Origin of the sequence: Micromonospora alfalfae, from assembly GCF_022230925.1 — a bacterium.
Lineage (GTDB): Bacteria > Actinomycetota > Actinomycetes > Mycobacteriales > Micromonosporaceae > Micromonospora > Micromonospora alfalfae.
Genome location: NZ_JAKKFH010000011.1, coordinates 166,728 through 192,017, shown reverse-complemented (window position 1 = coordinate 192,017; position 25,290 = coordinate 166,728). Strand labels below are relative to the sequence as shown.

At 70.5% G+C, this 25,290-nt stretch carries 22 protein-coding genes; 17 read left to right on the top strand and 5 right to left on the bottom strand.

Going from position 1 to position 25,290, the window contains the following annotated elements:
• Positions 1 to 98: 98 nt before the first annotated feature.
• Positions 99 to 761 carry a response regulator gene (locus MED01_RS11625; RefSeq protein WP_238668524.1) on the bottom strand — a complete coding sequence of 221 codons (663 nt, stop codon included), beginning with the start codon at positions 759 to 761 and terminating at the stop codon, positions 99 to 101.
• Between the two features lie 25 nt (positions 762 to 786).
• A complete protein-coding gene (locus tag MED01_RS11620; RefSeq protein ID WP_238668523.1) occupies positions 787 to 1,917 on the bottom strand; it encodes a sensor histidine kinase in 1,131 nt (376 codons plus the stop codon).
• Between the two features lie 144 nt (positions 1,918 to 2,061).
• Between MED01_RS11620 and MED01_RS11615 the strand changes: the two genes are divergently transcribed.
• From MED01_RS11615 to MED01_RS11575, 9 genes are all read left to right on the top strand, one after another.
• Positions 2,062 to 3,057 (top strand): carboxymuconolactone decarboxylase family protein, encoded by a 996-nt coding sequence (locus MED01_RS11615; protein ID WP_238668522.1) that lies wholly within the window; start codon positions 2,062 to 2,064, stop codon positions 3,055 to 3,057.
• 10 nt (positions 3,058 to 3,067) lie between these two features.
• A complete protein-coding gene (locus MED01_RS11610) occupies positions 3,068 to 3,520 on the top strand; it encodes a DUF6220 domain-containing protein (protein WP_238668521.1) in 453 nt (150 codons plus the stop codon).
• Positions 3,517 to 5,256: a multicopper oxidase family protein gene (locus MED01_RS11605; RefSeq protein WP_238668520.1), complete on the top strand. Its 1,740-nt coding sequence runs from the start codon at positions 3,517 to 3,519 to the stop codon at positions 5,254 to 5,256. The genes MED01_RS11610 and MED01_RS11605 overlap by 4 nt, the downstream gene beginning before the upstream one ends.
• Before the next feature lie 25 nt (positions 5,257 to 5,281).
• On the top strand, positions 5,282 to 5,725 hold the full coding sequence (locus tag MED01_RS11600; protein WP_238668519.1) for an OsmC family protein: 444 nt from the start codon (positions 5,282 to 5,284) through the stop codon (positions 5,723 to 5,725).
• A gap of 57 nt (positions 5,726 to 5,782) precedes the next feature.
• Positions 5,783 to 6,868: a hypothetical protein gene (locus MED01_RS11595; protein WP_238668518.1), complete on the top strand. Its 1,086-nt coding sequence runs from the start codon at positions 5,783 to 5,785 to the stop codon at positions 6,866 to 6,868.
• A gap of 186 nt (positions 6,869 to 7,054) precedes the next feature.
• Entirely contained in the window at positions 7,055 to 8,461 is a 1,407-nt protein-coding gene (locus MED01_RS11590) for a glycoside hydrolase family 62 protein (RefSeq protein ID WP_238668517.1), read from the top strand.
• A gap of 386 nt (positions 8,462 to 8,847) precedes the next feature.
• Positions 8,848 to 9,462 carry a dihydrofolate reductase family protein gene (locus MED01_RS11585; protein ID WP_238668516.1) on the top strand — a complete coding sequence of 205 codons (615 nt, stop codon included), beginning with the start codon at positions 8,848 to 8,850 and terminating at the stop codon, positions 9,460 to 9,462.
• Positions 9,463 to 9,661: 199 nt separating this feature from the next.
• Positions 9,662 to 10,555 (top strand): SGNH/GDSL hydrolase family protein, encoded by an 894-nt coding sequence (locus MED01_RS11580; protein WP_238668515.1) that lies wholly within the window; start codon positions 9,662 to 9,664, stop codon positions 10,553 to 10,555.
• Positions 10,556 to 10,614: 59 nt separating this feature from the next.
• Complete coding sequence (locus MED01_RS11575; RefSeq protein ID WP_238668514.1) at positions 10,615 to 12,129, top strand: serine/threonine-protein kinase; 1,515 nt, start codon at positions 10,615 to 10,617, stop codon at positions 12,127 to 12,129.
• Between the two features lie 254 nt (positions 12,130 to 12,383).
• Here the strand turns inward: MED01_RS11575 and MED01_RS11570 are convergent, their stop codons facing one another.
• The 3 genes from MED01_RS11570 to MED01_RS11560 all read right to left on the bottom strand — a co-directional run bounded on the left by MED01_RS11570 (position 12,384) and on the right by MED01_RS11560 (position 15,401).
• On the bottom strand, positions 12,384 to 13,409 hold the full coding sequence (locus MED01_RS11570; RefSeq protein WP_238668513.1) for a glycoside hydrolase family 11 protein: 1,026 nt from the start codon (positions 13,407 to 13,409) through the stop codon (positions 12,384 to 12,386).
• A 430-nt stretch (positions 13,410 to 13,839) separates the two neighbouring features.
• Complete coding sequence (locus tag MED01_RS11565; protein ID WP_238668661.1) at positions 13,840 to 14,985, bottom strand: RNA polymerase sigma factor; 1,146 nt, start codon at positions 14,983 to 14,985, stop codon at positions 13,840 to 13,842.
• Positions 14,986 to 14,993: 8 nt separating this feature from the next.
• Positions 14,994 to 15,401 carry a YciI family protein gene (locus MED01_RS11560; RefSeq protein WP_238668512.1) on the bottom strand — a complete coding sequence of 136 codons (408 nt, stop codon included), beginning with the start codon at positions 15,399 to 15,401 and terminating at the stop codon, positions 14,994 to 14,996.
• A gap of 199 nt (positions 15,402 to 15,600) precedes the next feature.
• Between MED01_RS11560 and MED01_RS11555 the strand changes: the two genes are divergently transcribed.
• The 8 genes from MED01_RS11555 to MED01_RS11520 all read left to right on the top strand — a co-directional run bounded on the left by MED01_RS11555 (position 15,601) and on the right by MED01_RS11520 (position 25,274).
• A complete protein-coding gene (locus MED01_RS11555) occupies positions 15,601 to 16,056 on the top strand; it encodes a Fur family transcriptional regulator (protein WP_308193459.1) in 456 nt (151 codons plus the stop codon).
• A complete protein-coding gene (gene katG, locus MED01_RS11550) occupies positions 16,053 to 18,329 on the top strand; it encodes a catalase/peroxidase HPI (protein ID WP_238668511.1) in 2,277 nt (758 codons plus the stop codon). Before MED01_RS11555 ends, katG begins: the two co-directional genes overlap by 4 nt.
• 182 nt (positions 18,330 to 18,511) lie before the next feature.
• Positions 18,512 to 18,781 carry a metal-sensitive transcriptional regulator gene (locus MED01_RS11545; protein WP_130400556.1) on the top strand — a complete coding sequence of 90 codons (270 nt, stop codon included), beginning with the start codon at positions 18,512 to 18,514 and terminating at the stop codon, positions 18,779 to 18,781.
• Between the two features lie 341 nt (positions 18,782 to 19,122).
• Positions 19,123 to 20,523: an MBL fold metallo-hydrolase gene (locus MED01_RS11540; RefSeq protein ID WP_238668510.1), complete on the top strand. Its 1,401-nt coding sequence runs from the start codon at positions 19,123 to 19,125 to the stop codon at positions 20,521 to 20,523.
• Positions 20,524 to 20,615: 92 nt separating this feature from the next.
• Positions 20,616 to 21,212: a rhodanese-like domain-containing protein gene (locus MED01_RS11535; protein ID WP_238668509.1), complete on the top strand. Its 597-nt coding sequence runs from the start codon at positions 20,616 to 20,618 to the stop codon at positions 21,210 to 21,212.
• Positions 21,209 to 22,087 carry a sulfite exporter TauE/SafE family protein gene (locus MED01_RS11530; RefSeq protein WP_238668508.1) on the top strand — a complete coding sequence of 293 codons (879 nt, stop codon included), beginning with the start codon at positions 21,209 to 21,211 and terminating at the stop codon, positions 22,085 to 22,087. Before MED01_RS11535 ends, MED01_RS11530 begins: the two co-directional genes overlap by 4 nt.
• Before the next feature lie 243 nt (positions 22,088 to 22,330).
• Positions 22,331 to 23,644: a glycosyltransferase family 4 protein gene (locus MED01_RS11525; protein ID WP_238668507.1), complete on the top strand. Its 1,314-nt coding sequence runs from the start codon at positions 22,331 to 22,333 to the stop codon at positions 23,642 to 23,644.
• 205 nt (positions 23,645 to 23,849) lie between these two features.
• Positions 23,850 to 25,274 (top strand): O-antigen ligase family protein, encoded by a 1,425-nt coding sequence (locus tag MED01_RS11520; protein WP_238668506.1) that lies wholly within the window; start codon positions 23,850 to 23,852, stop codon positions 25,272 to 25,274.
• Positions 25,275 to 25,290 lie beyond the last annotated feature (16 nt).

Below are 25,290 nucleotides of genomic sequence, written 5' to 3'. Positions count from 1 at the left end.
GATTCAGCAGAGCCGTCGCGGACGGCGGCAATGTTAGTGCGTCGACCCTTCCTCATGTTCCCAAGGGGGTTGATCGACTCCGCTCTCGGAGACGGCGATCACCGCCGCCGTGGCGTGATCAGCCCCGACTCGTACGCCCACACGACCAACTGGGCCCGGTCGCGGCAGTGCAGCTTCGTCATCGCCCGGTTGACGTGTGTCTTGGCGGTCAGCGGGCTGATCACCATGCGCGCGGCGATCTCGTCGTTGGTCAGCCCACGGGCGACCAGCTCGACGATCTCCTGCTCCCGGGCGGTCAGCACGTCGCGTCCGGCCGTCGGCACGGCCGGCGGTGGGCCGGCCACGAACTCACTGATCAGTGTGCGGGTGACGGTCGGCGCGAGCAGCGCGTCACCCCGCGCGACGACGGCGACGGCGTGCAGCAGGTCGGCGGGGTCGGCGTCCTTGAGGAGAAAGCCGCTGGCGCCCGCGCGGAGGGCGGCGAACACATAGGAGTCGAGCCCGTAGTTGGTGAGGATGAGAACACGGATCGCGGTGAGGTCGGGATCGGCGGCGATGCGCCGGGTGGCCTCGATGCCGTCGAGGCCCGGCATCTGCACGTCCATCAGGACGACGTCCGGGCGCAGACACCGCGACAGGTGGACGGCTGAGCTGCCGTCGGTCGCCTCGCCGACGACCTCCAGGTGGTCCTCGGCGTCGAGCAGTGCCCGGAAGCCGGCTCGCATCAGCGCCTGGTCGTCGGCGAGCAGCACCCTGATCATCGCGGCTCCTTCGGGCGGCGGGCGGTCATCGTGGACCGTCCAGCGGGAAGGTGGCCCGTACGGTGAACCCGTGGTCGTCGTGCGCGGCGGTCCGCAGCGTGCCGCCCAGGGCACTGACCCGCTCCCGCATGCCGCGCAGGCCCACGCCCGGGGTCACGGGCTCAGCCGGCGACGCGTGACCGTCGTCGGTGACAGCGACCGTCAGCCCCGCCGGGGCGTACTCCACCTGGATGTGCGCGGTCGCCGGGCCGGCGTGGCGGGCGACGTTGGTGAGCGCCTCCTGGATGACCCGGTACCCGGCCTGGTCGACCTCGTCGGGCAGGTCCCCGCGCTGGCCGGTGACTGTCACCTGCACCGGTACGCCGACCGCCCTGGTCCGCTCGGCCAGCTCGTCCACCCGGGCCAGTCCGATCCGATCGCCGTCGGTCGGCGCCCGTAGGACGTCGAGGGTGGTGCGGAGTTCCCGCATAGCGGCGCCGCTGGCCTCCTGGATCGCCAGCAGCGTGGCCGACGGCTCTTCGCCGTGTTTGCGGGCCAGGTGCACGGCGATCCCCGCCTGCACCTTGATCACCGAGATGCTGTGGGTCAGGGAGTCGTGCAGGTCGCGGGCGATGCGCAGGCGCTCCTCCCCGGCGCGCCGCAACGCCATCTCCTCGCGGGTGCGTTCGGCCTCGATGGCCCGCTGCTCGACCTGCTCCAGGTACGCCCGGCGCTGCCGCGCGACGAGCCCGGCGACGTTGGCCGCCACGAACCAGCCGAGCAGCAGGGCCGTCCGCTCGGCGACCAGTTGGCCCGGTCGGCCGGCCGGCGCCATCGAGATGTCGCGGGCCAGGAAGCTACCGAGGAAGGCGAGGCTGGCCACGGCGGCGGCCGACCGGTGGCCCTGCCAGGCGCTGACGTAGACCGCGCAGAGGACGGGGAAGGCGGCGGACACCCCGGGGTGCACCCGGACGTGGACGGCCAGCATGGCGACGGTGACCACGCCCAACGCCACCACCGGGTAGCGCCGGCACGCCGCCAGGGCCACCACCGTGGCGAGGACCAGGGCGACGTCGAGCACCTCGACCGTCGCGGCGTCCGGGGTGAGCACGGCGTTGCCGAGCAGGAGGACGCCGAGGGCGAGACCGCCGAGGGCGTACGGGAGGTCGCGGCGCATTGTCGCACTGTAGAACGGCGGTCGTCGCTGGAGCATCCCGCGCGCGTGGTAGCTGCGGCGTACCACGGATGCGGTATGAGCGGCGGGGCAAGTGTCTGCGGCAGCACGACGTTTTCCCGGCCCGCTGGAACAAGCATCGAGCCCATGACATACCGCTTCTTCACCCCCACGCCGACGAGGGCGGCCACCGGTCGCACCGCCGCCGTCTACCAACAGTTGCGTGACGACTTTCTCGGGCCGTTGCCGACCTTCCAGGCGCTCTCGGCGGTGCCGGAGGTGCTGGCGGCGACCTGGGCGCTGATGCGGGAGGCGCTGCTCGCCGGGGACGCGCCCCGGGTCGACCGCGAACTCGTCGCGGCGGCGGTGTCCCGGGCCAACCGCTGTCAGTTCTGCGTCGACGCCCACGTGCTGCTGCTGCACGCGCTGGGCGCGCCGAAGCTGGCCGAGGCCGTCGCCCGGGGCGAGACGCCCCCCGAGTCGAGGCACGCCCAGCTTGCCGGCTGGGCGCAGGCGAGCCGCAGCCCGAGAGCCGCCGACTGGACCAGCACCCACGGCCCGGAGATCACCGGCACCCTGCTCGCCTTCCACTTCATCAACCGGGTCGTCTCCGCGTTGCTCGACCCCGATCTGCTCCCCGGCGGCCTGCAACGCTCCCCACTGGTGCGCTCGGTCGGGGGGCGGCTCTACGCCAAGGCGGCCCGGGAGTCGAAGGAGCCCGGCCGAAGCCTCCCGCTCCTCGACGTCGACCCGGCGGCATCACCTCCGGCCTGGGCGGGGGACAGCCCGGTGGGCGTCGCCTACGCGTCGCTGCGGGACGCCGCCGCCCGGGGTGGGGACCTGCTGCTGGGCGACGTGGCGCGTCAGACCGTCACGGCCACTGTGCGCTGGGAGGACGGGCGGTTCCCGGCGCGGCCCGCGGACTGGGCCGTCGACCTGGTGCGGGACGTGCCGGGCGCGGACCGCGTCGGTACGCGGATCGCGTTGCTGGCGGCGTTCGCGCCCGGCGCGATCAGCCCGGGCGACGTCGCTCTCTGGCGGCTCTCCCACCCCGCCGACGCCGACCTCGTGCGGTTGGTCGCGTACGGGGCGATCACGGCCACCGACCACGTCGCCCGGGCCGTCGCCTCGGCGCGCCTCTAGGAGGTAACTCATGCGCAAGGCTCTCGTCATCGTCAGCGCCCTGCTGCTCGTCGCGTTCGCCGTGCAGTTCGTCCTCGCCGCCGTGGGCGGGTTCACCAGACCCGCCAGCGACGACGCGTACGCGCTGCACAGCGTCAACGGCATGGCGGTCATCCCGATTCTCACTGTGCTCACCGCCCTGCTCGCCGCGCTGGCGAAGGCACCGGGAAAAGTCATCGGACTGGCGATCCTGCCGATCGGCCTGGTCCTCCTCCAGCCACTCATCGCCATGTTGGCCGAGGCGTCCACCGACGCGTCGGGTGTCAGCACCCCGCTCGGCCTGACCATCGGTGGGTTGCACGCGCTCAACGGAATCATCGCGGTGCACGTCGTGGTCGGCGTCCATCGGGCGGCGCGACAGTTGACCGTCCCGGCTCCCGCCGGCGCGGCTCGGCTGGTCACCCGGGAAGGAGAGCCGGCGTGAGCACCGGGTCGCTGCTCGTGGCCGACCTCGTGATCGCGGTCCTCGCGGCCGGCACCTGGCTGGGGGCTGGCGCCGCGTCAGCCGTCCGCCGCCGCCCGCTCGCACTGGGACTGGCGGCCGTCGCGCTGCTCGCCACGCTCGCCCGCGCGATCACCATCACCGCCCTCGCCCGCGCCGGCTGGTGGTTCGCCGCGGAGAAGGTCCTCATCGCGGCCCCACTGTCGCTCGCGGCGGTGGGCGTCGCCGGTCCGCGGCTGCTGCGGGCCCCGGGTGACATCCGGTCCGTCGCGGTTCCGCTGCTCTTCGCCGGGTACGCCACGAGCGGCGCCCTGCTCGTGACGGTTCTGCACGGCTATCCGGCGTCGGCCGGGGCGGGGCTGCTGGCGGTCGCCGGGGTCGTGGCGGCCACGGTGGTCTCGGCGCGTGCGCTCGGCGCGCGCCCGTCCCGGGCGGTGTCCCGGTCAGCCCTCGTGGTGGCGGTCGCGGCGCTGCTGACCGGAACCGGGCTGACCGTCGCCCCGGGCGCCGCGCCCGCCGAACCACATGATCATGGTCCTCCGGCGGCTCACATCGCCGACGAACCCACCCGGCGGTTCACCCTGACCGCCGCGACCGCCACTGTGGACGCGGGCGGCCGGAACGTCGCGGCGTGGGCGTTCAACGGGCAGGTCCCCGGACCGGAGTTGACCGCCACCGTCGGCGACGTCCTGGAGGTGGCGCTGCGCAACCGGGACATCGGGCGCGGCGTCACGTTGCACTGGCACGGGTACGACGTGCCGAACGATCAGGACGGGGTACCAGGGGTGACACAGGCGGCGGTGCGGCCCGGGCAGGAGTTCGTCTACCGGTTCCGCGCCGACCAGCCCGGAACGTACTGGTACCACACGCACTCGGCCTCCGATGTCGGCGTGCGGATGGGTCTCTACGGCGTGCTGGTGGTGCGACCGGGCCCGGTGACCGGCCTCGACGTCACAGTGCCGGTGCACACCCTGGCGGGCCGTCCGTTGCCCGCGCCGAAGGTGGAGCATGTCGAGGCCGGCCTGCCGGCGCGGTTGCGGCTGATCAACACCGACAGCACGACGCACCGGTACGCCCTGGCCGGGACCGCGTACCGGGTGGCGGCGATCGACGGCGTCGACCTGCGCGGCCCGACGCCGCTGGTGGACACCGCGGTGCTGATCCCGGCCGGGGGCCGCTACGACCTGGTCTTCGACGCGCCGGCGACCCCGGTGGCGCTGTTCGTCGACGGGCGGGCCGTCTACTCGACCGGCCCGGTGTCGACGGCGACCGGCGCCTGGCCGGTGCTCGATCCGCTCGGCTACGGCACGACCGCCCCGGTGCCCTGGTCCCGGTTCGACAAGACGTTCACCCTCGTCCTCGACCGGGGCCTCGACCTGCGCAGACTGGTGCCGCGGTACGCCCACACGGTCAACGGCGCGGCCGATCCTGACATCCCATCGCAGGTCGTACGCCTGGGTGACGTCGTACGGTTCACGATCGTCAACCGGTCGCAGACCGTGCACCCGTGGCACCTGCACGGCCACCACGTCCTGGTGCTGGCCCGCGATGGCGAGCCGGCGGCCGGAAGCCCGCTGTGGCTGGACTCGTTCGACGTCCGTCCGGGCGAGGTGTGGAAGGTGGCGTTCCGGGCCGACAACCCGGGGACGTGGGCCAATCACTGCCACAACCTGGCGCACGCCGATGCCGGGATGACGCTGCATCTCATGTACTCGTGATCGCTGAGGCGGGTAGTTTTCTGTCATGACTGAGGACACCTTCCGCTCGGTGGCGATCGAGCGCGCCAGCCTGGGCAACTACGTCGTGCGGAACTCCCGTGGCGGGTCGCTGTCGTTGGGCACTGGCGAGGACGGCAGTTTCACACCGGTGGAGTTGCTGCTGGCCGCCATCGGCGGTTGCACCGCTGTGGACGTGGACCACATCACCAGTCGTCGTGCCGAGCCGACCGGGTTCGCCGTCGCCGTCACCGGTGACAAGATCCGGGACGAGGCCGGCGGAAACCGGATGCGGAACCTGCGGGTCGAGTTCACAGTGACGTTCCCGGAGGGCGAGGAGGGCGACGCGGCCCGTGCGGCGCTGCCCCGGTCGTTGCAGCAGTCGCACGATCGGTTGTGCACGGTCTCCCGTACCGTCGAGCTCGGTACTCCCGTAGCGATCGCCGAGGGCCCCGGGCCGACCGGAGACTGATCGGCGCTGAGCACCGCTACTCAGGCCCGTGTGGTTCGTCTGTGTGAGGGTGACGGCATGCGTCGACTACTGGTGCCACTGCTGATCGTCCTCACCGTGGTGGCGGCGTGCGCCGACCCGAACGCCCGTCCGGGTCACTCGGACCCGACGGTCGCGGAGCCGGCGCCCACCGAGCTGCTCGCCGACGGCAGTGTGCCCTGGGCCGACCTGAAGATCACCGACGAGGACCTCAACGGCCGCCCTGCCGCGCCGAGAACGCCGGGCGCCGGCAGCAGACCGTGCCGGGCGGAGCAGCTGACCGGCCGGCTCACCACCTGGACGCGGCCCGGCACCGGCGGTGAGACGCCGCGGGGCTTCGACGCCGCCATCGGCAAGCTCATCGGCGAAGTGGACGTGCGGAACTCGTCGACCGTCGAGTGCACCCTGCAGGGCGAGGTGCCCACGACCATGCTCGCTGGCGGCCGTGAGGTCCCGATGCTCTACACCCACGGCATCAACGAGGAGGGCCGCACCCGGGTGGTCGCCGTGCCGGCCGGCGGCAACGCCAGCCTGCGCCTGGACTGGTCCGGGCCGTTCTGTCAGCCGGTGAAGGGGTCGTTGGAGCTCGCGATCGAGCTGCCGCACAACGGCGGCAGGTTGCGCGCACCGGTGACCGCCGACGAGCGTCCGGGTTGTCCGCAGGGGGAGGGGGTCCACCCCCGCGCGCGGGGGACGCTGTCCGCGAGCGGGTTCACCGACCCGGTGACGGTGTCGAAGCCCCCGTCCTCGCCGCTCGAAAAGCTCAGCGTCGCTGTCAAGGGGCCGACGACAGCCGTTGCCGGGTCGCGGCTCACCTTCCGGGTGACGCTGGGGAACCCGACCGACGGCCCCCTCGCGCTGGACCCGTGCCCGGCCTACCTGATGGAACGGTTCTCACTCGGCGACGCGACAAACGACGCGGTGAACTCGGCCCAGCTGTACCGGCTGAACTGCCTCGCGCTTCCGCAGATCCCCGCCGGCGGCAGTGCCGTGTTCGAAATGGTCGCCGAGGTGCCGGCCTCGATGCGGGCCGGGCGTGAGCTGACTGTGACGTGGAAGTTCTATCTGCCGCACTACGTGCAGCGGAGCAACCAGTTTGGTGTCCTCACCCTCACCGTCGTCTGAGGAAGGTCGCTGCCGGGTCAGCCACGCCGGCAAAGTCGACGTCGGCGAGAACGAGGGATAGATGCTGTTGAGGGTATGGGAGCGCTCCCGTAACATACCTGACGCGGCCTGTTAACGCTCACAATCGGTCACGACACAGCGACCGCCACCAATGTATAGGCCGCCGTCCCGCGAGGAGGGTGCTATATGACCAGATCCAGAGCCACCAATGTCGGTCTGGTTGCGGCCGGCGTCGGCTTACTGGTGTCGTCGACAGTTGTCGCGGCGCTGCCGGCCGGCGCCGCGGCTGAGGGTTGTTCGGTGAACTACGCCGTGTCGTCACAGTGGCAGGGCGGCTTCGGCGCCAACGTGGCGATCACGAACCTGGGTGACCCGTTGAGCAGTTGGACGTTGACCTGGTCGTACGGCGCCGGGCAGACGGTGACGCAGGCCTGGAACACGTCGCTGACGCAGAGCGGGTCGGCGGTGACCGCGAAGAACGTGAGCTACAACGGTGCGGTCCCGGCCAACGGCACTGTGTCCTTCGGGTTCAACGGGTCCTGGACGGGCAGCAACCCGGCACCGACGAGCTTCGCCCTGAACGGTGTCACCTGCACCGGTGGCACGACGCCGACCGACCCGCCGCCCACTGACCCGCCGCCGACCGATCCGCCGCCGACGACCCCGCCGCCGAGCGAGACGTGCAATCTTCCCTCGACGTACCGGTGGTCCTCCACCGGGGTGTTGGCCACCCCGAAGTCGGGCTGGGTGTCACTCAAGGACTTCACAGTCGCCCCCTACAACGGCCAGCAACTCGTCTACGCCACCACCCACGACACTGGCACCCGGTGGGGCTCGATGAACTTCGGCCTCTTCACGAACTACTCGCAGATGGGCTCGGCCAGCCAGAACGCGATGAACAACGCGACAGTCGCACCGTCGCTGTTCTACTTCGCGCCGAAGAACATCTGGGTGCTGACCTACCAGTGGGGTGGGCCCGCGTTCTCCTACCGGACCTCGACCAACCCGACAAACCCGAACGGCTGGTCGGCGGCGCAGACGCTGTTCAGCGGAAGCATCACCGGCTCGGGCACCGGCCCGATCGACCAGGCGGTCATCGGCGACGACCAGAACATGTACCTGTTCTTCGCCGGTGACAACGGCAAGATCTACCGGGCCAGCATGCCGATCGGCAACTTCCCGGGCAGCTTCGGCTCCAACTACACGACCATCATGAGCGACACCACCAACAACCTCTTCGAGGCCGTTCAGGTCTACAAGCTCCAGGGCCAGACCCGTTATCTCATGATCGTCGAGGCGATCGGTTCGCAGGGTCGCTACTTCCGCTCGTTCACGGCCACCAGCCTGGGCGGCTCATGGACGCCGCAGGCCACCAGCGAGAGCAACCCGTTCGCCGGCAAGGCCAACAGCGGCGCCACCTGGACCAACGACATCAGCCACGGTGAGCTGCTGCGCACCAACGCCGACCAGACCATGACCGTCAACCCCTGCAACCTGCAACTGCTCTACCAGGGTCGTTCCCCCAGCTCCGGCGGCGACTACGGCCTGTTGCCGTACCGGCCGGGTCTGCTGACCTTGCAGCGCCCGCTTTGATCATGCTCGACTGACCCGCAAGGGGCGGGCTCGGCGTCACGCCGAGCCCGCCCGCACCACGCCGGGCGCGCTTGATCCACTCGGGTTCATGGAAGTCGCGGTATCCCGATCGTCCTGACGCCGCGACTTTCTTGAACGCGAGTCGATCACGCAACGGCAGCGCTGTGCTGCGAGACTGGCTCGACGCCGGTCTGCCGCACGTCGAGAGGGCGAACGGGCTGGGGCAGCCAAAGTTGCTCGACACCTGGCATCGGATCGCCCCCGTGACGTCTGACTGACAAAGACGGGATACGACACGCGCCATCGGGGCGGCCCGTGGACGACGAGTTTGGGACGATGCGCCGGTCGACCTACCGACATCACCCGGCTCGAAGGGATCCCCCGCGATGGCAAAGGTCATCTCCACGTTGTTCATCTCGGCCGACGGTGTGGCCGAGATCGACCCTGACTGGCACTTCCCGTACTTCGACGAGAACATGGGCCGCGCCGTCACCGAGGACTATGACGCCGCCGATGTGCTGCTCATCGGCCGCGAGACGTACGACAGCTTCGCCGGGGCCTGGCCCGGTCGGGAGGCCGCGGGTGGCGACGACGCGCCGTTCGCCAAGCAACTCGGCGACATGCGCAAGGTCGTCGTCTCGCGCCAGCCGCTGGAGTTCTCCTGGCGCAACTGCGAGCTGATCGACGGGGACCTCCTCGACGCCGTCACCGCGCTCAAGGCCGATGCCGGCGTCCGGGGAATCCTCATCCCCGGGTCGATCTCCGTCGTGCAGCAACTGCTCGCCGCCGGCCTGGTCGACGAGCTGCGTCTGTTGGTGCATCCGGTGGCCGCGCGCAAGGGCCGCAAGCTGTTCGACGAGGGAGACGCGGCGTACCACCTGCGACTGGTGGCAACGGAGGCGTTCCCGACCGGCGTCCTGCGCGTGATCTACGCGCCGGGCACGGCACCGACTCCGGTCGGCTACGACGAGATCAAGGAGCAGGTGCAGGCCGGAGGCTAGTGCGCGGCGTGGGCGGTTCGGCGGGAGGTGCAGCGCGAGTGAGGTGCGCGGCAACCTCACCCGCGCCATCTGATTGACCACCACCGATGCATCCCACACTTCGGACCATCATTTAGTGAGGTCCATCGATATTGACGGTGGGCGTCGACGGCGACAGGATCTCGGGCACCACCACCCCTGATCCCTCCTGGGAGGCGCCATGACCCGTCCCCGCCTGCCCCGCCCGCGGGCAGCCACCCGGTTGGCAGCACTCGCCCTCGCCACCGCCGGCGTGCTGCTCACCGTCGCCACCCCCGCCAGCGCCGCCGTGCCCACCGGCCGTTACGTCGCGCTGGGCGACTCGTACACAGCCGGCCCGCTGATTCCCACCCAGGTCGACCTCAACTGCCTGCGGTCCAACCGCAACTACCCGTCGCTGGTGGCGGCGTCCGCCGGCTCGTCGTCGTTCGCCGACGTGAGCTGCTCCGGCGCCACCACTGACGACATCCTCTACGGCGGTAGCGGCCAACTGGGCATCACGTTGCCGCCGCAGCTCAACGCGGTCACGTCGAACACGTCGCTGGTGACGGTGCAGATCGGCGGCAACGACATCGGCTTCTCCGGCATCATCGGCGACTGCGCGCAGGCGAGCGTCAGCAGCCCGCTCGGCTCTCCGTGCAAGAACCGCTACACCGCCGGAGGTGTCGACCAGTTGCAGGCGCGGATCGTCGCCGCCACGCCGAAGATCACCGCCGTGCTCCAGGCGGTCCGGCAGGCCGCACCGGGCGCGCGGGTCGTGGTGCTCGGCTATCCGGCGATCCTGCCGGACAGCGGTTACGGCTGCTGGCCGGTCGTTCCGATCGCCTACCAGGACGTGCCGTACCTGCGTGGTGTCGAGAAGTCGCTCAACGCGATGCTCGCCAGTGTCGCGAGCGCCAACGGCGCCACCTACGCCGATGTCTACACCCCGTCGATCGGCCGCGACTCGTGCAAGGGCAGCGGCACCCGGTGGGTCGAGGGTCTGGTGCCGCAGAATTCGGCAGCGCCGTTCCACCCCAACGCCCGAGGTGAGCAGGGCATGGCCACCGCCCTGATTGCCAGGCTGAACGGCTGACCATGCCGTAGACGGCCGAGCCCGCCCCGCCGGCAGCGGCGGGGCGGGCTCGGCCTGCGGTGCGCCGACGCGACGCGGTGCCCAGCCTCGACGTGCTTGAGATCGAGGAGTACGGGGTACCGAAAGCTATGCCGAATGTGGGGCAAGTCGTCGGAGACCGTTACCGCCTGGTCGAAAGCATCGCCAGCGGCGGAATGGGTGACGTGTGGCGGGCGGTCGACGAAACACTCGACCGCTGCGTGGCGGTCAAGATGCTGCACCCACGGTTGGTTACCGACGGCGGCTTCGGTGAGCGGTTCCGGCGCGAGGCGCGGGCGATGGCGGCCCTGCGTCACCCAGGTGTCGCCCAGGTCTACGACTACGGTGAGGTGTCCCAATCCGGAGCGCTGGTCCTCGCCTACATCGTGATGGAGTGCGTGCAGGGGCAGCCCCTGTCGGAGCGGATCGCCGAGCTCGGCCGGCTGGACGTGGCCGAGACGATGTCGATCGCCGTGCAGTCCGCCAGAGCGTTGCAGGCCGCGCATGACGCCGGTGTCGTCCACCGTGACGTCAAACCCAGCAATCTGATCATCGAGCCGGACGGACACGTCGTACTCGTCGATTTCGGTGTTGCGGTGACGCAGGAAGCGACGAGCCTGACCGGAACGAACCAGATCGTCGGCACTGCCCTGTACATGGCACCCGAGCAGGTCGCGAAGAACGAGACAACACCAGCGATCGACATCTACGCGCTGGGGGCTGTCGTCTACCACTGCCTCGCCGGCCGGCCACCGCACCAGGGCGAGAATGCCGTCGCGGTGGCGCTGCGGCACCTCGAGGAGGAACCGTCGCCGCTGCCGGAGGACGTTCCGGCGGAGGTCCGGCGGGTGGTCGCCACAGCGATGGCCAAGGAGCCCGCCAACCGCTTCCCGACGGCAGCGGACCTGGCCACGGCAGCGGACACGGCCACGGCGGCGCAGACACTCGCGGACCCGTCCGACCACCTGCCGTCCACCGCCACCGGGGCGACCGAGATCGGGGTGCGGACCGAGGTCACCTCTGCCCGGCGGTCGGCCCTCGGCGGCACGGTGGGCCGGGCCGTCACTCCTGGGCCAAGAGCGCTCGCGGTGCTTCTCGGATCAATGGCCGCCGCGGCTGCCGTCCTGGTGCTCGCCGATCCCATCGGGATCATGCCCGGCCCGACCGGGCGACCGTCGACGCCTCCCGCGGTGTCGCCAACGGTGCCGACCGAGCGGGAACCAGGCCCCGGAGTGGGTGGCGGTGAACCAGCCACCCGCAGTTCTGCGGGCCTGCCGGTCCGGGCGCCCGGCTCCCCGACCCCGACGCCCACCCGGGACGAGGAGACGGTGGAGCCGTCGACGCCGTCTGGTGGAGGCACTACCGATGCGCCCGGTCCCACCGCGTCCGAGAGCGCTCCTGCGGAGCCGACGAAAGCCCCGACGGCAGCCCCGACGGGCGGAACGACAGCGCCGTCGACCTCGGGGCCGACGGAGAACCCGGCGGCGGACCCATCCGTGCAACCTCCGGCGGAGGAATCGACTGCCGGAGGAGAGACGGCGGTGCCGCAGGTGTAGCGCACGGCGGCAACGCCCCGTGGTCTCGCAACTCGTGGCGCAAGATCCGCCCTTTGCTCTGCACCCGCGGAAACGCCGTTGAGTTGTACGTCGGCGGTGCCTCGGCGGGCGCAGCGCAAGGGGCACGTCGCGCGGGGTCGGCCCGAGGCCGTCATGGGAACCGAGGCGGACGGGGGAGTGGCCTGCGCAACGCGGCACTGGCGTGGCGACCGAGGCCGCCACGCCAGTGCTTCGATGTCAGGTACTGATCAGGGTCAACTGGTGCGGCAGCTGATCGTCGGCCAGTTCCAGTTGCCGTTGGCCATGATCGTTATGCCGAAGTTGTTCCCGTTGCCGTTCGGCGTCGCGGTGACGGTGCCGCTGTTGCCGTTGACGGCGGCGTTCCAGCTGTTCTGAATGCTCTGACCGCCACCGAGGCCGAGGCTGACGACCCAGTTGTTGGTGCCGCTGACCGCGACATTGAGGTTGAACCGGTCACCCCACTGCTGGCCGGCGGAGATCGTCGCGTTGCAGTTTCCGGTCCCCGGATTGCCGGTGGTGGGCGGGTTGGTCGGGTTGCCGCCGCCGCTGCCCTCCCGGACGGTGATGTCGGAGCTTCCGCTGCTCTGGTAACCCTCGGTGGCCATCACCTGATAGCTGTGGTTGGTGCCGAGGTTCAGGCCCGCCCGGGCCCAGGCGTCGAAGTGATTGGCGGTGGTGATGGTGCCACTCGACCGCTTCTGCTGGCGGACGCTCCAGAACTGGTAGAACGTCTGGTTGCCGTCGATCGACGGGGCGTTGACCCGCTGGCTGCGGAGGATGTCGTAGGTGCCGCCGTCAGTGGTGACAGTACCCATCCGCTGGGCGCCGCTGCTCGGGTTGTAGCTGCCGAAGTTCTCCACCACGTAGTACTCGATGAGCGGGTTGCGCGTCCATCCGTACAGGGCGAGGTAGGTGTTGTTGTTACCCGGGTTGTAGCTGCCCGAGTAGGTGACCGTCCGGCGGTTACCGGTGGCCCAACCCTTGCCGCCGACCCAGTTGTTGGTGCTCCTGTCCCAACTGCTGGTGTATCGGCCGTCGGCGCGCAACGTCATGCTGGCGTTGCCGCTGTCCTTCCAGAACGAGAAGTAGTACCCGTTGTGCGTGCCGGTGAGGTTCGACGTGAGGGTCCGGTCGGCCTCGGCGTACGCGTTGGTGGCCGTCATCGTGCCGGCGACGGCCACGACGGCGGCGCAGGCGGCGCCCAGGAGCAGCCGCATACGGCCGCGGCCTCTCGGTTTGGTGTGGCTGGTGTCGGTCATGGAACTGTTGCCTCCTCTGACGGCTGGCGGGGGCCAGCGGCGCGGTACGCCTCGGCAGGCTGCCGGTGGTCGGGGGACGGCCACGGCGTCGTACCGCTCGGTGGTGGTGGGCCGGTCGTCCTGCACGACGATCGGAGAAGTGGGTCGTGGTGGCTGGTGCTGACGACAATCGAGCGCCGTCGATGGCGACCGTATTAACCCAGCCGTCGACTTGTCAACAATTTTCGGAAACAGGCTGGCAACACCGCTGCCGTCACCGGAGCGGCATCCATCCAGGTCAGTAGTCGATCAGAGTCCGGGACGGTCACCGCGGCGTCGCAACAGCCGAACAACGGTCGGGGTGGGGCCGCCGAAAGTTCCGGAGACTTTCCGGACCAGGTGTCCCGGCCGTGGCCGGTGGCAGGGGCAGCCGCTCCAGTTGCCCGAGCGGTCAGCGACGACGCAGGGCGTTGAGCCGGGCGGCCTGTCGGGTCAGATGGTCGCGTTCAGCGAGGTTGAGGGCCTGCTGGGCGGCCTCGGCGTACAACCGCGCCGCCGTTGCCAGATCACCGTCGCGCTCGTGCAGGTACGCCGCCACCGCCGTGTACCGGGGCAGTGCGTCGTCCACCGCCGCGAGCGCCGTCAGGCCGGCCCTGGGGCCGTCGGCCTCACCGACCGCCACCGCGCGGTTGAGTCGGACGACAGGGTTCGCGGTCAGGCGCGCCAGTTCGTCGTACCACTCCACGATCTGCACCCAGTCGGTTTCCGCGGCGGTCGGCGCGTCCGCGTGCAGCGCCGCGATGGCCGCCTGGGCCTGGAACTCACCCAGCTGGTCGCGGGCCAGGGCCGCCTGCAGGATCTCGACGCCCTCGGCGATCGACCGGGTGTCCCAGCGGCCGCGGTCCTGCTCGGCGAGCGGCACCAGGCTGCCGCCGGGGGCGGTCCGGGCGGCGCGCCGGGCGTGGTGCAGCAGCATGAGGGCGAGCAGCCCCGCCACCTCGGGGTGGTCGATCGCGGCCGCGAGCTGCCGGGTGAGCCGGATGGCCTCGGCGGCGAGGTCCACGTCGCCGGAGTAGCCCTCGTTGAAGACCAGGTAAAGGACGCGCAGCACTGTGGCGACGTCACCGGGTCGGTCGAACCGCAGCCCGGAGACGGTGCGCTTGGCCCTGCTGATGCGCTGCGCCATGGTCGCCTCGGGCACCAGGTAGGCGTGGGCGATCTGCCGGGTGGTCAGCCCGCCGACGGCGCGCAGCGTGAGCGCGACCGCCGACGACGGCGTCAGCGACGGGTGGGCGCACAGGAAGTAGAGCTGGAGCGTGTCGTCCACAGCGGGAGCGGGCCCTGGCGCCGGCTCCTCGTCGACGAGATCCTCGCGCCGACGGCGAGCGGTGTCGGCCCGGGCCGCGTCGAGGAAGCGTCGCCACGCCACAGCGGTCAGCCAGCCCTTCGGGTCGCGCGGCGGGTCGGCCGGCCAGACCCGGACCGCCTCGACCAGGGCGTCCTGCACGGCGTCCTCGGCCGCCGCGAAGTCGATTCCGCGGCGGACGAGGATCCCGAGGACGCTCGGCGTGAGACTGCGCAGCAGCGTCTCGTCCATCGGAGCCGTCACTCCGTGATGGTGGGGGGCTCGCTCAGGAACGGGCGCAACTCCAGCCACTCGTGGATCGGCTTCCCGCCCGCCCCGGGAGCGGCCGACAGTTCCCCGGCCAACTCAACGGCCCGGTCGTAGCTGTCGACGTCGATCACCATCCAGCCGGCGATGAGATCCTTGGTCTCCGCGAAGGGGCCGTCGGTGACCGGGGGCCGGCCCTCGCCGTCGTACCGGACCCACGCTCCCTCCGGGGCGAGCGCCTGAGCGTCGACGAACTCGCCGGTGCCCTCGAGTCGGGCCGCGAAGTCGCGCATGTACTGCATGTGGGCTGAGATCTCCGCCGGCGTCCACTGGTCCATGGGTACGTCGTTCACCCCGGCCGGGCCGCCCCGGTAGTGCTTGAGCAGCAGGTACTTGGCCATCGTGATGCTCCTCGGTGTTGGCTGCGACCCATCGTGGTCACGTTCACTCCGGGGACGAAGCCGGTCGGCATTTCTCGACATGGCTGTCCGATTTTTTTCCCTCCCGCAGGTTAACCTCGGGTGAATCGTCCGCCGTTGGGGTACCTCGGGCGGCGCAAAACTTGATTCGTTCCAAAATAGTGAGCTAGTGTTCGTACCCGTGATGTCCGACTTCGAGGCGCAGCTGCGGGCCGTCTCGTTGCGCGTGACCCGGCCCCGGCTGGCGGTGCTCGCGGCGCTGCGCGACCACCCGCACGTCGGCACCGACGCGGTGATCGCGCTGGTCCGCGCGGAGCAGCCCACGGTCTCCCACCAGGCGGTGTACGACGTGCTGCGCGTGCTCACCGACGCCGGCCTGGTGCGGCGCATCCAGCCGGCCGGGGCGACCGCCCGCTACGAGTCCCGAATCGCTGACAACCACCACCATGTCGTGTGCCGCTCCTGCGGCGCCATCGCCGACGTCGACTGCGTCGTCGGTCACGCTCCCTGTCTCACCGCCTCGGGCGACCACGGTTTCACGGTCGACGAGGCGGAGGTCGTCTACTGGGGCACCTGCCCCGACTGCGCGACCGAACGCACGCCCCAGAGATCCGCAAGCTCGGAAGGAAGTACATGAGCGACACCCAGGACAACGGCCCCGTCAGTGCGCAGGGCGTGGACCAGAAGGCGGCGGCCGGCTGCCCGGTCGCGCACGACTCGGTGACCGCGCACGGCAGTGAGAGTGAGAACCCGGCGATCGACTCGCCGACCCCGAAGACCGGTGGTCGTCCGCGCACCAACCGGGACTGGTGGCCCAACCAGCTCGACCTGTCGGTGCTGCACGCCCACTCGTCAAAGGGCAACCCGCTGGGCGAGAACTTCAGCTACGCCAAGGAGTTCGCGAAGCTCGACGTCGAGGCCCTCAAGCGCGACATCGTCGAGGTGCTCACCACCTCGCAGGACTGGTGGCCGGCCGACTTCGGCCACTACGGCGGCCTGATGATCCGGATGAGCTGGCACGCCGCCGGCACGTACCGGATCGAGGACGGCCGTGGCGGCGCCGGCGACGGTGGGCAGCGGTTCGCCCCGCTCAACAGCTGGCCGGACAACGCCAACCTGGACAAGGCCCGCCGGCTGCTCTGGCCGGTCAAGCAGAAGTACGGCCAGCAGATCTCCTGGGCCGACCTGCTGGTGCTCGCCGGCAACGTCGCCCTGGAGTCGATGGGCTTCAAGACCTTCGGCTTCGGCTTCGGTCGCGAGGACGTCTGGGAGCCCGAGGAGATCTTCTGGGGTCCGGAGGACACCTGGCTGGGCGACGAGCGCTACGCCTCCGAGAAGGAGATGGCGGCCGGCGTCGGCTCGACCGAGATGGGGCTCATCTACGTCAACCCGGAGGGCCCGCGCGGTAACGCGGACCCGGCCGCGGCGGCGCACTTCATCCGCGAGACCTTCGGCCGGATGGCGATGAACGACGAGGAGACCGTCGCCCTGATCGCCGGTGGTCACACCTTCGGTAAGACCCACGGTGCCGGCGTCGCCGACAACCACGTGGGCCCGGAGCCCGAGGGTGCCCCGCTGGAGGCGCAGGGCCTGGGCTGGCTGAGCACCCACGGCAGCGGCAAGGGCGGCGACACGATCACCAGTGGTCTCGAGGTGACGTGGACCGACGTGCCGACGCAGTGGAGCAACCGCTTCTTCGAGATCCTCTTCGGCTACGAGTGGGAGCTCACCACCAGCCCCGGCGGCGCGAAGCAGTGGGTCGCCAAGGACGCCGAGGCGATCATCCCGGATCCCTTCGACCCGGCGAAGAAGCACCGGCCGACGATGCTCACGACCGATCTGTCGCTGCGCGTCGACCCGGCGTACGAGAAGATCTCCCGCCGCTTCCTGGAGAACCCCGACCAGTTCGCGCTGGCCTTCGCCAAGGCGTGGTACAAGCTGCTGCACCGCGACATGGGCCCGATCGAGCGCTTCCTCGGGCCGTGGGTGGCCGAGCCGCAGCTCTGGCAGGACCCGGTGCCGGCCGTCGACCACGAGCTGGTGGGCGACGCCGACATCGCCGCGCTCAAGGCGAAGGTGCTGGCGTCCGGTCTCACGATCGACCAGCTGGTCTCCACCGCCTGGGCCTCTGCCGCGAGCTTCCGGCACACCGACAAGCGCGGCGGCGCCAACGGGGCGCGCATTCGCCTTGAGCCGCAGCGCAGCTGGGAGGTCAACCAGCCCGAGCAGCTGGCCACCGTCCTCACCACCCTTGAGGGCATCCAGCAGGAGTTCAACGCCGCTGGTGGGGCGAAGATCTCGCTCGCCGACCTGATCGTGCTGGCCGGTTCGGCAGCCGTCGAGAAGGCGGCGCGGGACGCCGGCGTCGAGGTGACGGTGCCGTTCCGGCCGGGCCGCACCGACGCGACCCAGGAGCAGACCGACACCGACTCCTTCCGGGTCCTCGAGCCGCGTGCCGACGGTTTCCGCAACTACCTGCGCGCTGGCGAGAAGACCCAGCCGGAGGTGCTGCTCGTCGACCGTGCCTACATGCTCAACCTGACCGCGCCCGAGATGACCGTCCTCATCGGCGGCCTGCGCTCCCTCGGCGCCAACGTCGGCGGCAGCCGGCACGGTGTGCTCACCGACCGGCCGGGCGTGCTCACCAACGACTTCTTCGCCAACCTGCTCTCCCCGGGCACCCGGTGGAGCGCGTCGAAGTCCGACGAGCACGTGTACGAGATCCGCGACCTGGCCACCGATGAGGTGAAGTGGACCGCCACGGCGGTCGACCTCATCTTCGGGTCCAACTCGCAGCTGCGCGCCCTCGCCGAGGTCTACGCCAGCCAGGACGCCCGCGACAAGTTCGTGGCCGACTTCGTGACGGCCTGGACCAAGGTCATGGAGCTCGACCGGTTCGACATCGCCTGACAGGTACCACCGACGAGCCCCGGCCGATCCGTCAGGATCGATCGGGGCTCTTTCGGTACCGTGCCGTCCGATCTGACCTCTTTGTCCGTGTGTCAGTGCCGGTGGTGGGTTCCCCAGGCTCCGAGACGCTGTGTTGGCGAGTCGGGTACCCCCGGGGGTATGGTGGCCTCCAGGAGGTGCCGATGAAGCTTCGACCGGAGATGACCTCGGATGCGCTGACCCGGCTCAAGCGGGCGCGTGGGCAGCTCAACGCGGTTATCGAGATGATGGAAAACGGTCAGGATTGCCGCGAGGCGCTGACCCAGCTCGCGGCGGTGTCGAAGGCGATCGACCGCGCGGGCTACAAGATCATTGCGTCCGGGATGCGGCACTGTGGGGCCGCGCGTGACCGTGGCGAGGAGCCGGAGATGACCGAGGAGGAGCTCGAGAAGCTCTTCCTGGCTCTCGCCTGAGGCGCGGCCGGGCCCTGCCGCCCGAGAGGGTGGCCCGGACCGTCGCGTCGGGGCACGGCCGGGCGGGGCATCGTCCCCGAAGGGCCGCCGCGTCGGCGGCGATCCGACTCCAGGCTCGGTATCGGGGTGTCGCGGCTTGACGGATACCCGCATTTCCGCGACACGGAGTCGATGAAGCGGCGACCGGGTGCGGCGGGCCTGCGCCTCGCGCGGGCAGAGCGGTAGCTCGGCGACGCCCTCCGCCGACTGGCGATGGCGTGAGCGGGTAATCGTGTGGGTGAAGAACCGAACAGCAGTGTGTCGTCTATATACCCCCCGGGGTATTTCGAAGGAGCGCAGACATGCCAGTTGAGGTTTCCGTCGTCGCGACGTCCTCCCTCGGTGATCGCAGCTACGTGGCGTCGGACGGGCAGGTCGCGATCGTGGTCGACCCCCAGCGCGACATCGACCGGATCATGTACCTCGCGGGGGAGAAAGGCGTCCGGATCACCCACGTCCTGGAGACGCACCTGCACAACGACTACGTTTCCGGCGGGCTGGAACTCGCCCGGATCACCGGCGCGCACTACCTGGTGGCCGCGGCCGACGAGGTCGGCTTCGAGCGGACGTTGGTCTCCGACGGCGACCAGGTGACCGTCTCCGACTCCCTTCGCCTGCGGGTGATCGCCACGCCAGGTCACACCTTCCACCACCTGTCGTACGTCCTGGACGTGGCCACCGACGTCGGCTGGGAGGCAACCGGCGTCTTCACCGGCGGGTCGCTGCTGTTCGGCACGACGGGCCGTACCGACCTGCTGGGCCAGCACCACGCCCACGAGTTGGCCCAGCACCAGCACGCTTCGGCGAAACGGTTGGCGGATCTGCTACCCGACGGTGCGCAGGTGTGGCCGACGCACGGGTTCGGCAGCTTCTGCTCGGCCAGCCAGTCCGACGCTCCGGAGTCGACCATCGGCCGGGAGAAGGAGAAGAACCCCGTCCTGCGGCTGGCCGCGGACGACTTCGTCACCGAGACCCTCGCCGGCCTCGACGCCTACCCGGCGTACTACGCCCACATGGGGGTGGTGAACGTCGGCGGCCCGGCCCCGATCGACCTCACGCCGGTGACCCGCGCCGACGCCGCCGAACTACGCGAGCGGATGACCGATGGGGAGTGGGTGGTGGACCTGCGGCACCGCAAGGCGTACGCCGCCTCGCACCTGACCGGCACGGTCAGTCTCGGTCTGGACGGTCCGATGGCCACCTGGCTCGGTTGGCTGATCGAGTGGGGGGTGCCGATCACCCTGCTCGCCGAGACACCGCAGCAGGTCGCCGACGCCCAACGTGAACTGGTCCGCATCGGCATCGATCGCCCCGCCGCGCAGGCCACCGGCGACGCCGGGCAGTGGGCCACTGGGCCCGGTCAGCTGCGGGAGTTGCGGATGGCGGACTTCGTGGCCCTCGCGGCGGCTCGGAAGGGCCACGTCCCAGACGGTCTGCCCGGCGCGGACGTGATCCTCGACGTGCGGATGACCAACGAGTGGCGGACCAGCCACATCGACGGCGCCGTGCACATCCCGCTGCCCGACCTGCCCCGGCGGCTGGCCGACGTACCGACCGGCGCCGTCTGGGTGCACTGCGGTTCCGGCTACCGGGCCACCGCCGCCGCCTCTCTCCTGGCGAACGCCGGCCACGAGGTGGTCGTGGTCGACGACGCGTTCGGTCAGGCCCAGGTCGCCGGCCTCGAACTGGTCACCGCCGCCTGACCTGAACGGTCCGCACCACCGGCCGGCGCCACCGCCGCCGGCCAGCATCCCCCTGCCATGACAGCTGGCACCTCATCCAGGAAAGAGGAGAAATGAGTACTTCCGAGACCGCGCGCGCCGCCACGCTCGACGCCACCGGCCTTCGCGAGCTGATCGAATCCGGTCGTGCGCCCCGCGTGCTGGACGTGCGTACCCCGACGGAGTTCGAGACGTCGCACATCCCCGGCTCCTACAACGTGCCGCTCGACCTGCTCAAGGAGCACCGCCAGGAGGTGCGTGACCAGCTGGACGAGGACGTCGTTCTGGTGTGTCGCTCCGGTGCCCGCGCAGTCCAGGCCCGGCAGGCACTGGCTGAGGCCGGCCTGCCGAACCTGACGGTGCTGGACGGCGGCATCATGTCCTGGCAGGCGGCCAACGCGCCGATCACGCGGGGCGTGCCCCGCTGGGACCTCGAACGTCAGGTTCGCCTGGTGGCCGGCTCGATCGTGCTGGTCAGCGTTCTCGCCTCGGTGTTCGTGCCGCAGCTCAAGTGGGTGGCCGGGTTCATCGGCGCCGGTCTCACCTTCGCCGCTGTCACCAACACCTGCGCCATGGGAATGATGCTCAGCAAGCTGCCCTACAACCGGGGTGCCACCGACCTCGACACCGTCGTCGGCCAGCTGCGCGGGAGCGCCGTGAAGCGGGCATGACCGCCACCCTGGCGCTGACCATCGGGCTGGCCGTGCTGATCGGGGTCAGCCTCGGGCTGTTGGGCGGGGGCGGGTCGATCCTGGCCGTACCGCTGCTGGTCTACGTCGCCGACCTGCCCACGAAGGAGGCCATCGCGACGTCGCTGCTCGTCGTCGGTGCCACCAGCCTGGTGGGCGTCATTCCGCACGCCCGCGCCCACCGGGTGCGCTGGCGCACCGGCCTGATCTTCGGTCTCGCCGGCATGACCGGCGCCTACGCCGGTGGTCGCCTGGCCGGGCTCATCCCCGCCGGAATCCTGCTCACCGGGTTCGCGGTGATGATGCTGGCCACCGCGGTCGCGATGATCCGTGGCCGACGCCAGGCCGACGGCACTGTGGTGCCGCACGAACTGCCGGTACCGCGGGTGATCCTCGACGGTGTGGTGGTCGGACTGGTGACCGGCCTGGTCGGCGCGGGCGGCGGCTTCCTGGTGGTACCCGCCCTGGTGCTACTCGGTGGCCTGCCGATGTCGGTCGCGGTCGGCACCTCGCTGGTGGTCATCGCCATGAAGTCGTTCGCCGGCCTGGCGGGCTATCTGGCCAGTGTGGACATCAACTGGGGCCTCGCGGCAGCGGTCAGCATCGCCGCCATCGCGGGCAGCTTCGTCGGCGGACGGCTCACCGATCGGATCCCGGCGGACATCCTGCGCAAGGCGTTCGGCTGGTTCGTCGTGGTGATGGGCGTCTTCGTCCTCGGCCAGCAACTGCCCGACGACCTGCGGACCAGACCGCTGCTCTGGGCCGGTGTCGGCGTCGTCGCCGTGATCACCGTGACGCTGACCGTCCGGCACTCCAGGAGAGTGCCCGAACCGACCGGATCATCGTCCCGCCACTGACCATCGGCCAGCCTGGGTGTGCACGGCGGGGCGGGAGCCGTTGCGGCTGCCCAGGGCGTTCATTCGCTGGTCGACCTGGCTCTACCGCCGTCCGCGTAGATGTCATCCAGATGGCATTTCACGAGTCACGATTCCCACCGATGATTTTTTTATCTGGATGATCGGCTGGCGGACGGGCCCGTTCATGGCAAGGTGTTGATCTGCCCGGGCGCGGGCGCGCACCTAGTCACGCAGGGAGTCATCGTGGCCCACCCCGACCTGCAGACCGACAATGTGGACCAGCGCACTGGACATCCCGCGATTCCCCGGCAGCGGGACGAGGGTGTCTCGGCGCGGCAGCCGCTCGATACGCGGGCTGCCGGACGTGACACCACCGGAGCGGACGCGAACTGGCGTCCGCTGCGGATCGCGATGATCGGTCAGAAGGGCATACCGGCGACCTACGGCGGGATCGAACGGCACGTGGAGGAGATGGCGAGCCGGCTGGCCAGCTACGGGCACGAGGTCACTGTCTACTGCCGCAGAAGCTACGGTGAGACGCCGGCCGACGGCCACCGGGGCGTACGGCTGCGCCAGGTGCACACGATCGCCAGCAAGCACCTCGACGCCATCGTCCACGCGGCGGCCTCGACGGTGGCGGCGATGACGGAGCGGCCCGACATCGTGCACTACCACGGCCTCGGGCCGAGCCTGGTCTCCCCGATGCCGCGTTGGCTCTCCCGGGCACGGGTGGTGCTCACCGTGCATGGCCTGGACAACCAGCGGGCCAAGTGGGGGTTGGCCGCACGGACGGTGCTGGGGACCGCCCACTGGCTCAGCGGGTACGTCCCCCATCAACGGGTCGCGGTCTCCCGTGGGCTCGTCGCCCACTACGAGAACCGGTTCGGTCGGCCCACCACCTATATCCCGAACGGGGTGAACCCGGCCCGACCGGTACGGACCCGCCAGATCCAGGAGCGGTTCGGGCTGGCCCCCGGCGGCTACCTGCTGCTGGTCGGTCGGCTGGTACCGGAGAAGGCGGCCGACCTGCTGATCCGTGCCTTCCGCCGTACCGACACCCGGATGCGACTGGCGATCGTCGGCGGATCGTCGTTCACCGACGACTACGTGGACAGGCTGCGCCGCGAGGCCGACGGGGACGACCGGATCGTCTTCACCGGATTCGCCTACGGCGATCTGCTCACCGAGCTGTACGCCAGCGCCGCCGGGTTCGTGCAGCCGTCCCGGTTGGAAGGGCTGCCGCTGACGTTGCTGGAGGCGGCGGCGTACGGACTGCCCGTGGTCGCCAGCGACATCGCCCCCCACGTCGAGGTGTTGGAGTCCGACGCCGCCGGGAGGCGGTTGTTCCGCGACGGCGACGAGGACGATCTGGTGCGGGCGTTGCGGACGCTGCTCGCCGATCTGGCCGGTGAACGGGCTGGCGCGGCGGCACTGGGCGACCGGGTGACCGGGACGTACAGCTGGGACACCGCCGCGCGCGAGTTGGAGCGGTTGTATCTCGGCCTGGTTCCGCAGCCCGGGCGACGGACGAGGACACGAGTCACGGCCACCGGCTGACCGAAGGGGGTCATCCACCGGGTCAGCCCGGCGGATGACGTGCCAGTCGGTGCAACGGCCCCTTCTGCCGTCGGGGTGACAGGACTAGATTGAACCGATCTTGTGCCGGGAGGACATCGGTTGGCCGCGCCCGGCAGCGGCCGGGCAGCGCCGATTCAGTTCAGTGGGATCAGTGGAACAACACACGCAGCAGGACACTCCGCTCATGACCAGGCGGCTCGACCCGACCCGCCTGCTCACCGGCGGAGCGGCGCTGGCCGCCGCGGTCGTGGCGGTGGTCGCTGGTGTCTCCATGGCGACCGGTGACCGCCGGGGCATGGTGCTGCCGCTCGCGGCGGTCGCGGGGATCGCGGTGGCAGTCCTCGCGTTGACCCGGTTCGCCGGGTACGTGCTGCTGATGCTTGCGGTGCGCTCCTGCGTCGACCTGTTCAAGCTGACCGGCCCGAGCGCAGGCCAGGCGGACTCCGCCGGAACGGCCCGGGCGGCGGACCCCTCCACACTGCTCGCAGTGCTGTTCCTCCTCGCCGCCGGGCTCTGGCTGGCCGCACAGCTCAGCCGGCGCGGGCGGCTACGCGGCTCCCCGCTCAGCTGGGCCATGCTGCTCGTCGGCGCCAGCAGCGTGGTCAGCGCCCTCGGCGCCAGCCGGCCGGCGAACAGCCTGTTGGAGGCGCTGCGGATCCTCACCGTGGTGGTGATGTTCGTGGTGCTGGAACAGCTCATGCCGGACACTGCGGCGATCCGTCGGGTCCTGCTCGCCTGCTACGCCTCGCTGGTGCTGGCGCTCGGCTACACCGTCGTGCTTTCGCTGCTCGGCAACCCGCCCGCCGAGGTGAAGGGCGACTTCACCCGGATCAGCGGCACGTTCAGCCAGTCGACCACGTTCGGCCGCTACCTGATGTTCATGGTCATCTTCGGGTTCGCTGTGTACCGATTCCTGGATCGTCGCCTGCGGGCGTCCCTCGGGGTGCTGCTCGCGCTCTCGCTGCTGTTCCTGCTGCTGACCAACACCCGCAGCGCCCTGCTTGGTGCGGCGATCGGCCTGGTGGTGGTCGCGGCGCTGCATCGCAGCAAGCGGATGCTGGTCACCCTCTGCGTGGTGGCGGTCGCCGGGGTGGCACTGGTGCCCGCCGTCGGCGAACGCTTCGCCCAACTCGGCACGTCCCGCTCGGTCGGCGGAGACCCGACCGGAAACACCCTGGCCTGGCGGATCGGTTACTGGACCGAGATCGTCACGCTCGCCGACCGGAACCCGGTGACCGGCATCGGGCCGAACATGACCCAGCGCGAGACCGACGAGGCGAAGAAGCCGCACAACGACTTCCTGCGGGCGTACGTGGAGACCGGGCTGCTCGGTCTCGGGGCGTACCTGCTGATGCTGTTCGCCTTTCTGCACACCGCCCGGACCGCGCTGCGGCGCGCGCCTCCAGGCAGCTTCGAGCGTGGCGTCGCGGTCGGGTTCACCGGCTGCGCCGCCGCGTTCGTGGCGGTCAGCGCCGCCTCCAACGTCATTTCCAACGTGGTCACCCTCTGGTACTTCGTCGCGTTCGCCGCGGCGGCCAGCGTGATCGCCCGCCAACCGGCTCCGAACCTGAGCGGCGAGCAGCCACGAGGCACGTCCGTCCCGGTTTGACTGAACGACAGCATTG

Excerpts from the sequence above, each read along its gene's own strand:
- MED01_RS11625 (WP_238668524.1), bottom strand. The coding sequence starts at position 761 with ATGATCAGGGTGCTGCTCGCCGACGACCAGGCGCTGATGCGAGCCGGC.
- MED01_RS11620 (WP_238668523.1), bottom strand. The coding sequence starts at position 1,917 with ATGCGCCGCGACCTCCCGTACGCCCTCGGCGGTCTCGCCCTCGGCGTC.
- MED01_RS11615 (WP_238668522.1), top strand. The coding sequence starts at position 2,062 with ATGACATACCGCTTCTTCACCCCCACGCCGACGAGGGCGGCCACCGGT.
- MED01_RS11610 (WP_238668521.1), top strand. The coding sequence starts at position 3,068 with ATGCGCAAGGCTCTCGTCATCGTCAGCGCCCTGCTGCTCGTCGCGTTC.
- MED01_RS11600 (WP_238668519.1), top strand. The coding sequence starts at position 5,282 with ATGACTGAGGACACCTTCCGCTCGGTGGCGATCGAGCGCGCCAGCCTG.
- MED01_RS11595 (WP_238668518.1), top strand. The coding sequence starts at position 5,783 with ATGCGTCGACTACTGGTGCCACTGCTGATCGTCCTCACCGTGGTGGCG.
- MED01_RS11590 (WP_238668517.1), top strand. The coding sequence starts at position 7,055 with ATGACCAGATCCAGAGCCACCAATGTCGGTCTGGTTGCGGCCGGCGTC.
- MED01_RS11585 (WP_238668516.1), top strand. The coding sequence starts at position 8,848 with ATGGCAAAGGTCATCTCCACGTTGTTCATCTCGGCCGACGGTGTGGCC.
- MED01_RS11580 (WP_238668515.1), top strand. The coding sequence starts at position 9,662 with ATGACCCGTCCCCGCCTGCCCCGCCCGCGGGCAGCCACCCGGTTGGCA.
- MED01_RS11570 (WP_238668513.1), bottom strand. The coding sequence starts at position 13,409 with ATGACCGACACCAGCCACACCAAACCGAGAGGCCGCGGCCGTATGCGG.
- MED01_RS11565 (WP_238668661.1), bottom strand. The coding sequence starts at position 14,985 with ATGGACGAGACGCTGCTGCGCAGTCTCACGCCGAGCGTCCTCGGGATC.
- MED01_RS11560 (WP_238668512.1), bottom strand. The coding sequence starts at position 15,401 with ATGGCCAAGTACCTGCTGCTCAAGCACTACCGGGGCGGCCCGGCCGGG.
- katG (WP_238668511.1), top strand. The coding sequence starts at position 16,053 with ATGAGCGACACCCAGGACAACGGCCCCGTCAGTGCGCAGGGCGTGGAC.
- MED01_RS11545 (WP_130400556.1), top strand. The coding sequence starts at position 18,512 with ATGAAGCTTCGACCGGAGATGACCTCGGATGCGCTGACCCGGCTCAAG.
- MED01_RS11540 (WP_238668510.1), top strand. The coding sequence starts at position 19,123 with ATGCCAGTTGAGGTTTCCGTCGTCGCGACGTCCTCCCTCGGTGATCGC.
- MED01_RS11535 (WP_238668509.1), top strand. The coding sequence starts at position 20,616 with ATGAGTACTTCCGAGACCGCGCGCGCCGCCACGCTCGACGCCACCGGC.
- MED01_RS11530 (WP_238668508.1), top strand. The coding sequence starts at position 21,209 with ATGACCGCCACCCTGGCGCTGACCATCGGGCTGGCCGTGCTGATCGGG.
- MED01_RS11520 (WP_238668506.1), top strand. The coding sequence starts at position 23,850 with ATGACCAGGCGGCTCGACCCGACCCGCCTGCTCACCGGCGGAGCGGCG.